Genomic DNA, 14,882 nt, shown 5'->3' with positions numbered 1-14,882 from the left:
CGAGCGATAGCGTTAAGATAGCGAAATCGTTTGATTCTCAATCTCAATTTTCATTCGGCGTTCATTGACTGTCGCAATAGTTAAATGTTCAAATGATGGTTCAGTGATATTAATATCAATATCCAAACTACCCTTATCCATCGCGATAGCGGCTTTCGTAACCGATTGATAAAAATTACGCAAGACTACTAAGTTCTCACCCAAATCATGTGAGCTTCCTAGCAGAGAATATATCTTGCATCGATTATTACGAATATTTGATAACAATGTGATGACTTCATCTTGCTTTACCCAATTGTCATTATTTGCAGTAAAAGCAATAAACGGTATATCCAGAGACCTCATGCTATTGATTGTAGAAGTTAAATCCTCCCAACCAAAATCAAGGCAATCTCTCGCAAAGACTTCAGCACCCAATTTATGGCCTTCAAAATCCAGATTATTCGGCAATTCATCAATAGGTAAACTGAGATAATCAAACCCTAACGCTCTTTCGAGAGTATATCGTAAGTTAACAACTCCAACCGCAGTAATTAAAAACGAAACATTGATTTCAGATAGGCTTGCGTAAACTATCCTTGCGGATAAGCTGGAAGCCAAAATACCACGGTGAGTTATTTTTCGTGCATTTAACCAATCAACCACGGCTAACAGGCTCTGTTTTCCTATAGACATGGTAAATTCATCTATTGTCCCTGAACTCAATCCAACATGGTGAAGTGAATCATAGCGGATTACATGAAACCCATTCCGCGATAAATATTCCGCCAGACCAGCAAAATGATCCATCCTTCGGGCAAAGCCAGACGCAATAATAATGGTATTCTTTCTCTTTGGGCTATTTTCTTCTGGCAGCGTTTCCCAGACATGAATTTTTTTATTTCCTTCAACGCAAATCACATGGTCGATGGTTTTATATCTGGCTTCATTTTCCATATTTTTTTACCTATTAAGGGACAAATACAAGGAACTTATCTTCTTCCAGGAATCGAGTCTGTTCTATTTCAACCGCAACATCCTTAGCCGTATAGTTAGCAGGTCTTTCATGAGAAATATATGTCACTAATCGTTGTAATGGCCTCATTCCGTCATGAGAACCACCAACTCGAAATATGTTACTCATTCCTGCTTCTACAATTCTTTCCGCACCTTTTAATGCTAATGCATCCCGATATTTAAATGATGACTCCCAGGGAAAAATAGAGACGGTTTGCGTCTTATTTTTTTGAACATAAGGTAATATTTGCTCAATATTATCGACATGATGAAGATACACACATCTGCCAAGTGGTTGATTAAATTCCACACCTGCACTCGACTCAATAATCATCCAACGTTGATGAACATCCACTTCTACTTTTAATCCAGCAAACAAGCTTTCTTTTTGGACTAATGAATAGGCCGCCTTTTCATCAAAATCTTTTTTGGCGTTTGGTAATATATGAGCATATAGATTAAGTTTTTCTATCAACGCTAGCTTAAATTCTTCATAATGATTTCCCATGTAATATATGTTTTGGGCAGAAAAACAAGCTTGTTGATCGTAAAAACAGACATCATGAGCCGCACCTGTCGCAGCAGACGTCAAATTATCAGGATTATCAATAATGCAAAAACTCTTCTTATGCCCAAATTTAATCACATCAATATAGGGTGGCGCATGCTCTACAGCCCAATTAATTGCCTCTTCCCCTCCCCAAGCAACAATAACGTCCGCATGTTGCATAATCTCTTTCGCGAGTGATGTATCACCTTGATGTTGCCAATATACAACAGACAAAGAGCGCGTTATTGGATGATTAGGGTCCACATCGATAAAACTCAACGCTAATGCACTGGCTGTAAAAGGATCGGCTGACGAGGTTTTTATAATGCATTGATTCTTGGTTAAAATGGCGCGCAATATAGACATAATCCCAGATAATGGGACATTACCTGCTAGTAAATGTACAGACTTACCTTTCGGAAAAGCCTTAATATAACTTTCATCCTGAGGTATCCACTCATCCATAATATGACGAGAACCTAGTTCATTGTTTACAACATCATAAAGACCGCCTTTAGAGCACAAGATCATAGCTATCCAGTTAGCTTCTAACTTGGCCATTGCTTCTGAATATCCCATATATTTTTTTAGGTCACGAATGTATGTCCTGCGTCTTGAATATTCTTCATTTTTCCATCTTTGTCCTACCGTATAGAGAAAAGTGATAATGTTATGCAACCGTAATTCATTATTTTCATTATAATCAATAATGTTTTTCACTTGAGAATTATTCAATATTGGCAGGTAAACACTATTATCACCAAAATTAATGGATTGCACTGAATCATCACTTTCGGGAAAGATTTCGACTTGGCCGTTAATAATGAATGAAATTTTTTTACTCATATTTGCCATCCATTTAATGGGGTTATTTCAACTTAAGTTATTGTTTAATCATCTTGCAAACTGGTCGTACCAATACTTGTTTTTTTATATTTTTATGTTACGACGATGTAAGTAATAAAATATACAGAAAATCAGATTCTGATTACGGGACACCTGACCTGTAACTTTCGTCAGAATATGATAACACTCTGAATTTTCTACCCAAATCTGTTAATGTGACTGAACGGATCGTCAATATAATATCTACCTCAGCTTTAATACTTGTTAAAATAGCAAAGGAAAATTTTCATATCAACAAGATTTGTTAATGAAAAGTTTAAATTAAAAGAGTCACTATTCTTCTATGCGTGATAATACTCATGCAAATTATTAGCCTGATAGTGCGATAGGTACCGGTCTGCAAAGTTGCGCAAAGCAAGGTGTGCGATCTCAGTTTTACTCATACCAGTGACTTTAACCAGTTCATCAAGCGTTCCGGCGCTGATCTCAGTGGGCGTATCCTTATTACGTAAACGGATCAGGAAACTGGCTGGGGTTTTTCCTTGAGTATTGTGCATAGTGTGTTCTCCGAACCATGTCAAAGTAATGTATATCAATTCCATATCATGATAGTACGTTGATATATCGTTACCAAATCCCCATCACTTATTCAACGTAATTATTAATTAACAGTATCCCTAAACACTGATATAATAGATTCAAACTTAACCTTTATACCGATATAACTCTTCCCACATCATGTTAGTTATTTGCTCAATATGCCCAAAACGCCCTGCTATTTTTTCCAATACTTGCGGTGATAATGTGGCTTCAAACTTCAACGCTAAAATAGATAAAGCTTTCCAGTGATCAATCAATTCCGTGCACTGTTCAATCAGAGAAGGCGCAATATCAGCTCTGATTAAAGAGTGTTTTAACAGGTTCAAATTAGGGATCACATACAATACGCTAATATGATCAAACAATCTTTTAGCCGCCCGGCAAGCTTCTTCCTCTGCCTGCTGAAACGCATTCAGACATAATTTGCCATAATTTTTCAACGCGTCATAATATTCAGGCAAGGTATTAAATAATTCGGCCTGACGCGTCAGTAATTCCCTTACCGGCATAGGCTCCTGATCTTTCAGTGAATCAACAATATAAAAATTACCCATATGATCATAAGTTTCATTGGGCACTTTATCAGAAAGCGCTAAATAAAATTGCTCAGATGACATCCATGCCTCACAAGCATAGGATTCCCGATCAACTACTAAAGAATCGAAGATACGCACTTGTGAATAATCATCTGCAATAGCGCTGATCAGCACGGCATGTAGATATTCTGGTTTATTGGCGTAAGCCTCAGAATAAGATAAATGCGCCGAATTAACCCAAGCAACGACGCCTTTCCTGTGGTGTAATAATTCATACAATTGACGACGCCAATGGACGTAATCTATCGGTAGTAAAACTATATCTGCACCCAAATTTGCTGTGCCAGTTAGCCCAACAATTTCAATCGAACAAGTATATTCAGGCATATTCAGTGCATCATAACCACTACGAAATAGATAACCATTGCCTGCTTCAAAGATCTCTGCCTCAAAAATCTCTTTACCCTGTAAATTAAGTAATCTTGTCAGGCTACCGGTAAAACAATTTATCGCGACATTTGCGTATGATTTATCCATCACATTTTCCATGAGCATTTTATCACCTCGATACAATGGATTAATTTATGAATAGCGGACCAGATATATTACGCCCTGTAATCACTATTATTTTTCCTCCAATATTATTTCAGCGGCTTGTGCTATATTTTCGACGAGTAAGTCAGGTTCATAATTCAAAGTATGTGCTAACAGCGCCAGAAGTAATCTCTCCATCCCAAACGCAATACAAGCGGAATGCATAGGACAGTCACTGGCACGACTGACAATATTGAAGTTGGTGGTAAATAAATCTCGGTGTAAATTCCGTGAACCAACGCTAACGTTGTATTTATCAAACCAAGGAATAAGTATTTCACACTTGACGCCCATTGATAACTGTACTTTACGAGTAACTTTAGAATGCTCTCCATAAAATACATCACTGGCTTTTTCTACCGAAAGAGAAGGAAACAATAATCGTAAGAATTTAACAGCTTGCCCAAATATTATTTCACAATGTGTTTCTACTTTTTCCTGTAGCCCCACCAATATTAACTCCCGCATGGTAAAATTCCCCATACGGGTCGGCTCATCTTTGGCCGGTTCATATCGATGGCACTGCCCTTTAGCCGTAAAATATTTCAGTTCCCAATCATGAGTACTCTCTGCTAAATGAGCAAAGGTATGATAGCAAGTCGATGGACTCAATACCCATGCATCCCCGCTATTTTCACTCATTGCATCGTGAGTTAAATGGGGATAAACATGCAATGGATTGCTAGGCAATTTATCAAAGAAACTGATGCGCTCTAACGTGGATCGAGGCAACAATGTGGTACATGTGTGTGAAGTAACAGATATTCCCTTACTTAAAACTTGTAAAAGCGCCTTATCAAGGAGTTCAGCAGCAGCATATAAACTGTCAGAAAACCGGTACCCGATAAGGCCATTCTGCGATTGCACAATTGATAGCAGCTTACGCTGTTGAAGTTCTTTCATCATATTTTTATATTACCTTTGCTGATCGATAGTTACGTTATGCTGCCCAGTAGACAATCTCTGTTTTGCAAAAGGATGTGTTTCTATATCATCAAATATCATCTCCAGATATTTTTCTAAAATGATAAAGAAACACATTTGATGCCAAAATCAGTTAACTGACATCTCAATCAGGACGCCATCAAGGTTATTCTTTCCATACGACAAACCCCTCAATATAAAGCTTATCCAGTGAGGTTTTCAAAAATGTCTCTACTGCAACCTCCGGTGACATAATAAGCGGCTGCCCCCTAACGTTAAATGAAGTATTCACCAGACAGCCATAACCGGTTATTTTCTGTACCTCTTTCAATAATCGCCAAAAAGTTGCGTTAATAGTACGTTCAACAAGCTGAATACGCGCCGTTCCATCAGCATGGACAATACCTGACACCGGCTTCATCATTTCTGGTTTTACTTTGGCGGTGCAAAGCATATATCGAGTTGGCGTTAAATTGCGGGTCTCAAAAATAGTGTCGCAATCCTCATCCAAAATTGCCGGGGCAAATGGACGGAAAGCCTCACGGAATTTCACTGTGCTATTAATTCTATCCTTTATTTTTTCACCTGCCGGCAGAGCTAAAATTGAACGGTTGCCAAGTGCCCTTGGGCCAAATTCCATTCGATCATGGAACCAGGCAATGATTTTATCTTCTGCGATATCTTGAGCCGCAGAAGCAAAATAATCATCATTCAGCCCCAAATAACGCCATTTCATGCCCGCATTGCCGCCATGCCGGAATAATACATTACGGACTTCATCGGTGGAGAAACGAGGGCCGAGATAAGGATTAAAGTAAGGATCTACGCCATTGTGGTATCCACCAGCCACAAAAAGCGCAGCGCCCAAAGCCGAACCATCATCACCCGATGCCGGTTGAACAAAGACGTTTTCTACACCATCAAGCTGACAAAGGGCTTGGTTTGCTTTGCAGTTTAAGAATGATCCTCCAGCAAGGCAAAGTGATGTTTCTCCCGTTTTTTGCAGCCAATAGGTCACTAGCTGTTTCAGCAACAGTGTAAATTTCTCCTGTAATCCGGCTGCAAAATCCTGATGAACATCCAGCAGAGGGTCATCTTCATTTCTCATCGTCAAACCAAACATATCGCTCAGTTGTGCGATTGCACCGGGAAAACCATATTCCGAATTGTCAAATGCTTGCGGTAACCAGTTTATCTGTATCGTTCCACTCTCTGCATCGAATTGAGCCAATTTATTGAAGATATCGCGGTATCGCTCAGGATTACCATACGCAGCAAGTCCCATGACTTTATATTCATCACTATTAAATACAAAACCAAGGAACCGAGTACAGATAGAATAAAATATTCCTAATGAAGAGCTAATTGGCTGACTGTACAATTTCTGGAATTGCTGGTCTTTAGCAAGATAAACACTTAAGGATTCTATTTCACCCATACCGTCTGAAATGACGCATAGTGCAGACGGGAAGCCACTGGGATAAAAGGCTGACGCCGCATGAGCCAGATGGTGATCTACCCCCTGAAAACGTGATTCAATATTCTGCCACCCCTCTGAGGCCAATGCATTAATCACAGTTTTTCCACTAAAAGCCTCTTCAAACATTTTCTGATTCGACATGAAAAAACGGCGATAATTATCATAATTAAAACCGTGGGCAATAACCTGTATATCATCTTGCGTAAGACCCGCTTCCGCTAAACAGTAATTAATGGCATTAGCAGGAAATCGGCCTGTTCCTTTTTCTCCGGTAAATCGCTCTTCCGCAGCCGCGGCAACAATTTTTCCATTAACCATCACACAGGCCGCACTATCGACTCCCTGACAAATACGCTCGTCTAATTTACCTACGCCTGGGTAATTTTCTCGCATAAAATGTTGAGAATTGGGAAGGCCGCTGATACCTAATATAATCATTTTCTTCACCTCCAAATTATTATACCCGTCATCTTTCAAGTTGCCTCTTTGTTGGCTGCACTCACTCACCCCGGTCACATAGTTACCTATGCTCCCGGGGATTCGCTCCCTTGCCGTCGCGATGCACCTTGAAATCCATAGGGTATGTTTTTCTTTCATAAAAATTAAACTATGCACTGCTTTATACTAATAGCCCATTTTGCATTACGAAGAATCAAGTCACCTTGCCAAATAGAGTAATGGCATTATTACCACCAAAACCAAACGCATTATTTTGTATATATTTTAAATTATTCTTCATTTCCATTTGACGAGTGATTAAATTAAATTGATATTCAAAATCCTCCGGTAAGATATTTGTTAGCGGCATAATTTGGTCCCTCAAAGATAAGCAAGCACTGACTGCGCCAATTGCTCCCGCTGTCGCCATCATATGTCCGATAGTGCCTTTAATTGCTGAAACCGCCGAATTCGGGAAATATTCAGAGAATATCGATGCTTCTACAGCGTCATTAGCCTTAGTCCCTGTACCGTGTGCATATATGCCACCTATATCTTTGGCTTCCACCCCTGCCGAATCTAATAATTTTTTATGGCACTGAGTGACACTGTTAATATCAGGATTGGTCGGATGTAATGCGTCATTATTGCTGGCAGTAGCGATCAATTCAGCATAAGGCGATTGATATTCACCAACGTGTTTTCTATTCTGCAACACCAAAAAAGCGGCACCCTCAGATATCGTAATAAAGCGTCTTAATTTCGAAAATGGACGGCACTGTTCCGCACCTAATGCATTAAGCATGTAAAAACCTGACCACACCTTTTTTGAAAAAGCGTCTCCGCCTCCAATGACGGATGTTGAGACAATGCCGGCATTCATCATGCGTAGTGCTGTTTCAAGCGCAATATTTGCTGACGCACAAGTATTATGTATCGTCATGGAAGGCCCGAATGAACCAATCGCATGAGCAACATTATCGGAAACGGCATGACTCGAATAGATATTCGAATGCCAATTTACCGGCATACCTTCAACTAATTGATCAAGAATATCCGCCTCAGCCTCATTATTGCCCACACACACCAAGGCATTGCGCAATTCAGCACACCCAGGCTGTAATCCTGCGTCCGCTATCGCTTGAAGTGCGGCATCGACAGCATATAGAGAAGAATCAGGGACCTGTGGGCCGGTACATTTCGGCGCTCTGGCTTTTATATCCAGACGCCGTTCAGCCGAAATTCTTCCAGCAATAAAATTTGGCTTCAAAGAGGGATAAATCGGTTCCAGTCGAGTAAAATTTGACTCGCCGGCACATAAATTTTTCCAATAACTTTCGACGTCTATACCAATTGGAGTAACGACGCCAAGACCTGTAACATATATTTTATCCAACATCGTTCTCCTTCTTCTTAATTGATACTGCGTCAGTTATCCAAAGTAATTTTTCCCCTTCACGATATGCCCTGGAATCCCAACACATTATTGAGCCAAATCGGGTTACTTTAGTCTCAATAAACACAGGAGAGTTAATATGCTCGATATCAGGATCGAAGGCCAACTCACCAAATTTGGCAAAAACATAATCGCCTGCTGTTGAAATACTCTGTTGCTGATGCTGCAAAATTAATGCTAAATTTCCCATTGCCTCGACAAGAATAATCAAAGGGGAATAATGGTATTTTTGCAAATAAGCAGCCTCATCGCGCAATGATTTCATATCCAGGCTGCAATTCGCTCTGCTTAATCCATCATTAACATAGACTATATTCGGTAAAAACCAAAACTCGGGTTCACGCAATGAGGGTGATAATAAAGAAGATGCGTAAAAAATTTTTTTACTTTCACCTTTTGCATCTTTGCCAGAATAATTCAGGAGAAAAGAAAAACAGCGTTGTTCCGATACCATTGCAGAAATTTTATTTTCCTCTTGGCGATATTGGATATTTTCATCAGGACGTATAAATTGGTGAAAAAATAGATTTCTTAAACTGATAAAATCGGCAGATGTGTCAGCCATCTCTTTACAAAAAGCAGCAACTGGCAAGATCCCCGGAACAACAGGATTACCGGGAAAATGATATTTGAATATTTCATCTTGAGGTGAAAAAACATGGTTAATATGATTAATCATCATTGTGTATAACCCTTACGCCTGAAGCATTCATGTTATCGATTACAATAAATACAACCGCATCTCCTTTTTTACTGAGCTTAATCGTCCCCATAAACTCATGAAACAAAAAGGCGCTGTTATATTCTTGATATTCAATGACATTATTATCTTTAACAACATGAATTAATGCGTCATTCTGATCCAACGTATTGTATATAAATACCTTCGTATCCGGTGACAAAGCATCACACCGTTTTTTTATCTCCCCCACTGTTAACCCGAAGAAAAAATCTGCCGTAAATTGTTTTCCACTCAATAGCGTTGCACACATCACACCAGAAGATATTGACTTCTGATTACTGATTTTCTTTCGTATATCATCAAGTGCTTCTGTGCAATAAACATCACCGAAAAAAAGGTAGCTGGCGCCTGTTGATCTATTATGCAAATTAAGCAACGCCTGCATGAATACCATTACAGGGGTTTTACTGCCTGCATTTAATGTACAGTTTCCTCCCGTCACCTTCTTGTCAATGTTAATAAAGGTTGAAGCTGAACTGGTGGTAGCATAAGGGAATTGTTGAGCCGATACCGTTTTATCATTGTTCATGACCTGCCGTTGAAAACGAAGCATCGCTTCAAGGTTGCCGTATTCTGTCCCCACAATCACCGATTCATTTTCTGCATGTCTATCTTCTGCAATAAACTGATTCGCCAAGTAGGTACAAACGCGGCTAAAGTCGTCACGAAAACGATCACCTTTATTGCTTACAAATTCAGAAATATCAGCGGGAAGAGAAAATTCCCCCTTTCTCTCACTCCGAAATATCTTCGGATAAATAGCTAAATTTTCCACGTTAAAAGTCAACATTTTCCCTCAACTTATTATTTGAAAAATAGAGAGTTTTTGATTATTGGTTAAGTCAACCCGATCATTGCAGGTTATTTTTTATTTCCTCCCATAACTCACCTACAGTTTGAATACGGGCAAGCGCATCTTCCGAAATCTCTTTGCCAAAGGTTCGCTCAACTGACAAAATGACATCAATTAACTTTAATGAGTCAATGCCGAGATCACTTTTCAACACTTTATTCGATGTTATCTTAAAATCGGAGTCTAACTCAGCAACATTCACCAAAATACTCGCTAATTCTTCATTAACCATGTCAATATTATCCATATCACATCCCCAATGATGTTTATTCAAATCTAATGGTTTAAAGATCTATTTATATCAAGTATATAAATTTCTCCTGAATCTCTTTCCCCATACATACATCAAAAGACGCACTCCAACTAACGGCCTGCAACAATTATGCCTGCTGGGGTAGGTTCTCATTTACCCAGGAAAATAATTCATAAACGATATAAAAACAGAGATATCTGATAATTCAGTTTCGGCTCCTATTCCAAATAGCGTAACCAAAATTGGAATAATAACCAATAACCTTTTCTCATTAAAGCGATTGGCAACATTGGGCTAGGTGAAGAAATACATTTATCATAAATCCAGCCCGATATTCTAGCTAATTGATGGAAACATGATTGCAGATCACGATTTATGATATTGTTATTAACCACTTAATCCCCCATCAATGCAAAGAGATGTTCCTGTGATATAGGTTGATGTACTCAATGTCCCCACACAAAAACTGGCAATTTCATCAACATCTGCCATTCGTTTTAATGCGGTGCTTCTGGCGAATTCCATTTTCTTTTCTGGAGAAATATGCCGCAACATACCACCATCAACATATCCCGGCATTACAGTGTAAGCCCTAACATTAAAACGGCCGTAGTCATTAGAGATGTTTTTTACCAATGCATTCATGGCTGCTTTCGAACAAGAATAAGCGGTGGCGCCTGTCTCTCCACGTAAACTCGCTGTAGAAGAAATAAATTGCATCACGCCATTACGATTCTTCATAAAATGGGGCAGCAAATATTTTGCTACTCTTGCTGCGCCAAACAAGTTGACATTAAAAACATCATGCCAACCCTCAATATCCTGAGCATGCAATAAACCATCCAATGACATTGCCGGCGTATAGATAACTGCGTCAATACATTTCATCTTGTCAACTGCAATGCCAATGGCTTCTCTAACACTGTTATCCGACATAACATCTAAATAAATTTCTTCACTACACGGTTTACGTGAAGTACCTAATACTTCATAGCCGCTGGCAACCGCATGTCGGCAAATTGCCTTCCCAATTTCACTTGATGAACCAATAATAAGTATCTTGCTGTTATATTTATGCATTCAAACATTCCTACCTTATCTAAAAGTTATTTTCCAACAGTAAACCCTACTTTAAATAAAGCATTCAGAATAAATATTATCTAAACAAGAAAACATTTTTAACTTATATATTTCTAAATACATGTACTTTTAACGCATATATTTTTAGCTTACCTATTTTCAACTCATTTAATCCATCTAATTCTATGAGTCATCCTAAATAGTAGGATGAGTTCTTATATCTGTCAAATTATTAATCTAATATTTCAGCGATATCAATGCATTGGTTAAATTACATCCAAAAATTAAATAAAAAACATCATGCGTAAAAATATCCAATATAGCTAATTTAATCTAGTCATAATCAATACATGTGGTGAATGCATAATTAATTATTTAACTTTCTGACAATAACAATTAAAAATTGTAATTAATTCTGTTATTTTATTATAAAGATAAAACATTATATTTAATAGAATAAATATATAGATTTAAGTTTGAAAATATTAATTAAATTCTTTATGAAGTTAATTCAATAATATTCACTAATAAGAATAGATACTTAATAGAATCGGTTTCAGCCTATTTTATGGTGATAAGAACACTATTCTCCCTTTTACTTTTCACTTTCCTGGCGTTAAGCTATTAACATTAAGTTTGATCTAATAGCGCTATCGCGTTGAACTAAAAGCACTATTTTTACAATTCGGTTTGCAGTTTGGTTGTAACAACCCTATTGCTTTTTCCCTCTATATTTTTGGTTTATGCACAGATGAAAACTCGTAGAATGAACGGTATACGGCCGTTTAGTGCTGTAATTGATGCTTGTTGGAAAGAACCTTACTCTTTTGCTCGTTTAACTAAAGATATTATTGCCGGTATTACTGTCGGTATTATCGCCATCCCACTCGCTATGGCGCTAGCAATCGGAAGTGGCGTCCCACCACAATATGGGCTTTACACCGCCGCTATCGCCGGGATGGTAATCGCGATAACCGGCGGCTCACGCTATAGTGTTTCCGGCCCTACCGCCGCTTTCGTTGTCATTCTCTATCCAGTCTCTCAACAATTTGGCCTGGGCGGTTTGCTCATTGCAACATTAATGTCAGGCATTATTTTGCTGGTGATGGGATTAGCCCGCTTTGGTAAATTGATCGAATATATTCCCCTCCCCGTCACTCTCGGTTTTACTTCTGGAATCGCGATTACTATCGCAACCATGCAAGTAAAAGATTTTTTTGGCCTGCAATTGGAACATATGCCAGAGAATTATATCAATAAGGTTGCGGCTCTGTTTCAAGCGCTGCCAACACTGTATTTGAGTGATACGCTGATTGGCTTAACGACACTCGCCATTCTGATCTATTGGCCTAAGCTTGGGCTGAAATTACCCGGGCATCTTCCCGCCCTCATTGCAGGAACCGCTGTGATGGGGATCATGAACTTATTCGATCAACATGTTGCTACTATTGGTTCTGAGTTTAGTTATATTTTGAATGACGGTACTCAGGGGCAAGGCATTCCCCCCATCCTGCCGCAATTTGTTTTACCGTGGCATTTACCTGATACGGGGTTCCATCAAGTTGATATAAATTGGGCAACAATTTCAGCCCTATTACCCGCCGCCTTCTCAATGGCAATGTTAGGCGCTATTGAATCACTGCTTTGCGCCGTGGTTTTGGATGGTATGACCGGTAAAAAGCATCACTCAAACAGTGAATTGATTGGTCAAGGCTTCGGAAATATTGTCGTGCCATTCTTCGGCGGTATTACGGCTACCGCCGCAATCGCCCGTTCAGCCGCCAACATCAGAGCTGGCGCGACATCGCCGGTTTCAGCCATTGTTCACTCTCTGCTCGTGTTATTAACTTTACTGGCATTAGCTCCCATGCTCTCCTATCTTCCTCTGGCCGCTATGTCTGCCCTGTTGCTCATGGTCGCCTGGAATATGAGCGAAATACATAAAGTTATCGACCTCATGCGCCGTGCGCCAAAGGATGACATTATTGTGCTGGTACTTTGCATGTCGCTCACAGTTCTGTTTGATATGATTATTGCCATTACAATCGGTATCGTATTAGCTTCACTGCTGTTTATGCGCCGAATAGCCAATATGACTCGCATCAGTCAATTGCCGCAAACAAATGTCGATAAAGGTCTGCTGGTTGTCCGTATCAATGGCCCGCTATTCTTTGCCGCTGCTGAACGTATCTTCACAGAATTAAAGGAAGAAAGCGCCAGTTATCAGACGATCATTATGCAATGGGATGCCGTTCCCGTGCTGGATGCCGGTGGGATGCACGCTTTCCAACGCTTTATCGATGAAGTGGGTAAAGATAAATATATTGCTGTTTGTGATATTCCATTCCAGCCTTTAAAAACACTGGCCAGAGCTAAGATCCTATTGGTTGAAAATCACCTTAGCTTCCATGCGACATTGCCACGAGCAATGGCAGAATTAAATTTCAATGGCAAAATGGATAGCTGAAATTGCCAGACAAAAACTTGCTAACTCTTTTTCCAATACTTTTTTCCCCATAATTAATGGCGCTGTAAACCAGCGCCAAATCTATTCATCACCAAATCTTGTCATCATTTGATGTCATGGCATCAGAAAGCCACTTTATTTACTGGTATCCAGTTGAGGGAAGCTTTTCACCACATCATCAATGGTTTTCATCTGGTTCAAGAATGGCTCTAGTTTTGCCAACGGCAATGCTGATGGACCATCGCACATCGCATTCGCAGGATCAGGATGAGCTTCAAGAAACAAGCCGGCAATACCGACCGCCATTCCCGCACGCGCCAGTTCAGCAACCTGAGCGCGACGCCCACCAGAAGCGGCGCCAAATGGATCGCGGCATTGGAGTGAATGAGTGACATCAAAAATTACCGGATGCCCCCCGGTCGCCTGGGCCATAACATTGAAGCCCAGCATATCCACCACCAAATTGTCATAACCAAAGTTGCTGCCACGGTCACATAAGATCACTTGATCGTTGCCGCCTTCTTTGAATTTTTCCACAATATTTCCCATCTGACCCGGGCTGATAAACTGCGGTTTTTTAACGTTGATCACCGCACCGGTACGCGCCATCGCTTCAACCAAGTCAGTCTGACGCGCCAAAAATGCAGGCAGTTGGATGACATCAACCACTTCCGCCACTGGCTGCGCCTGTGCCGGTTCATGCACGTCAGTGATGATTTTCACACCGAAAGTTTGTTTCAACTCCTGAAAAATTTTCATTCCCTCTTCCAGACCTGGGCCTCGGTAAGAGTGAATCGATGATCGGTTTGCTTTATCAAAGGAGGCTTTGAAAACATAAGGAATGCCCAATTTTTGTGTCACTGTGACATAGTGCTCACAAATACTCATGGCCAAATCCCGTGACTCAAGGACATTCATACCACCAAAGAGAACAAACGGTAGATCATTCGCGACCTTGATATCACCAATATGAACCACTTTCTGTTGCATACTTATACCTTCCGTTAGGGACCAATAAATTAATGAAATAAATCAGTGTAAAGCAGTATTTCAATACAAAACAATAT

The 14,882-nt window shown here is 39.8% G+C and carries 13 protein-coding genes; 1 reads left to right on the top strand and 12 read right to left on the bottom strand.

What is annotated here, in order from left to right:
* Nucleotides 1-12: 12 nt before the first annotated feature.
* From C6H66_RS21795 to C6H66_RS21745, 11 genes are all read right to left on the bottom strand, one after another.
* Nucleotides 13-936, bottom strand: coding sequence for an acyl transferase (locus tag C6H66_RS21795; RefSeq protein ID WP_105396704.1), 924 nt, complete (start codon nucleotides 934-936; stop codon nucleotides 13-15).
* A 13-nt stretch (nucleotides 937-949) separates the two neighbouring features.
* Nucleotides 950-2,392 (bottom strand): long-chain-fatty-acyl-CoA reductase LuxC, encoded by a 1,443-nt coding sequence (luxC, locus tag C6H66_RS21790; RefSeq protein WP_105396703.1) that lies wholly within the window; start codon nucleotides 2,390-2,392, stop codon nucleotides 950-952.
* A 341-nt stretch (nucleotides 2,393-2,733) separates the two neighbouring features.
* Nucleotides 2,734-2,949: a hypothetical protein gene (locus C6H66_RS21785; RefSeq protein ID WP_181150261.1), complete on the bottom strand. Its 216-nt coding sequence runs from the start codon at nucleotides 2,947-2,949 to the stop codon at nucleotides 2,734-2,736.
* A gap of 147 nt (nucleotides 2,950-3,096) precedes the next feature.
* Nucleotides 3,097-4,065 (bottom strand): hypothetical protein, encoded by a 969-nt coding sequence (locus C6H66_RS21780; protein WP_146111093.1) that lies wholly within the window; start codon nucleotides 4,063-4,065, stop codon nucleotides 3,097-3,099.
* Nucleotides 4,066-4,152: 87 nt separating this feature from the next.
* Nucleotides 4,153-5,028, bottom strand: coding sequence for a class-II aminoacyl-tRNA synthetase family protein (locus C6H66_RS21775; protein ID WP_105396701.1), 876 nt, complete (start codon nucleotides 5,026-5,028; stop codon nucleotides 4,153-4,155).
* 184 nt (nucleotides 5,029-5,212) lie between these two features.
* The gene (locus C6H66_RS21770) at nucleotides 5,213-6,964 is read right to left on the bottom strand and encodes a carbamoyltransferase family protein (RefSeq protein WP_105396700.1); all 1,752 of its coding nucleotides are present in this window, start codon (nucleotides 6,962-6,964) and stop codon (nucleotides 5,213-5,215) included.
* A gap of 214 nt (nucleotides 6,965-7,178) precedes the next feature.
* On the bottom strand, nucleotides 7,179-8,363 hold the full coding sequence (locus tag C6H66_RS21765) for a beta-ketoacyl synthase N-terminal-like domain-containing protein (protein WP_046397597.1): 1,185 nt from the start codon (nucleotides 8,361-8,363) through the stop codon (nucleotides 7,179-7,181).
* Complete coding sequence (locus C6H66_RS21760; RefSeq protein WP_479687612.1) at nucleotides 8,353-9,099, bottom strand: ApeI family dehydratase; 747 nt, start codon at nucleotides 9,097-9,099, stop codon at nucleotides 8,353-8,355. Before C6H66_RS21760 ends, C6H66_RS21765 begins: the two co-directional genes overlap by 11 nt.
* A complete protein-coding gene (locus tag C6H66_RS21755; protein ID WP_105396698.1) occupies nucleotides 9,092-9,952 on the bottom strand; it encodes a hypothetical protein in 861 nt (286 codons plus the stop codon). Before C6H66_RS21755 ends, C6H66_RS21760 begins: the two co-directional genes overlap by 8 nt.
* Nucleotides 9,953-10,013: 61 nt before the next feature.
* On the bottom strand, nucleotides 10,014-10,262 hold the full coding sequence (locus tag C6H66_RS21750) for an acyl carrier protein (protein ID WP_046397594.1): 249 nt from the start codon (nucleotides 10,260-10,262) through the stop codon (nucleotides 10,014-10,016).
* A gap of 393 nt (nucleotides 10,263-10,655) precedes the next feature.
* Nucleotides 10,656-11,348 carry an SDR family NAD(P)-dependent oxidoreductase gene (locus C6H66_RS21745; protein WP_105396697.1) on the bottom strand — a complete coding sequence of 231 codons (693 nt, stop codon included), beginning with the start codon at nucleotides 11,346-11,348 and terminating at the stop codon, nucleotides 10,656-10,658.
* Between the two features lie 751 nt (nucleotides 11,349-12,099).
* On the opposite strand from C6H66_RS21745, the gene dauA reads away from it, so the two are divergent.
* Complete coding sequence (dauA, locus tag C6H66_RS21740) at nucleotides 12,100-13,815, top strand: C4-dicarboxylic acid transporter DauA (protein ID WP_036814230.1); 1,716 nt, start codon at nucleotides 12,100-12,102, stop codon at nucleotides 13,813-13,815.
* A 135-nt stretch (nucleotides 13,816-13,950) separates the two neighbouring features.
* Here the strand turns inward: dauA and kdsA are convergent, their stop codons facing one another.
* Nucleotides 13,951-14,805 (bottom strand): 3-deoxy-8-phosphooctulonate synthase, encoded by an 855-nt coding sequence (gene kdsA, locus C6H66_RS21735; protein ID WP_036814229.1) that lies wholly within the window; start codon nucleotides 14,803-14,805, stop codon nucleotides 13,951-13,953.
* Nucleotides 14,806-14,882 lie beyond the last annotated feature (77 nt).

The organism is Photorhabdus hindustanensis, assembly GCF_002968995.1.
GTDB classification, from domain to species: Bacteria; Pseudomonadota; Gammaproteobacteria; order Enterobacterales; family Enterobacteriaceae; genus Photorhabdus; species Photorhabdus akhurstii.
The sequence above is the reverse complement of the archived record's forward strand: the minus strand, read 5'-3'. Positions and strand labels throughout refer to the sequence as shown.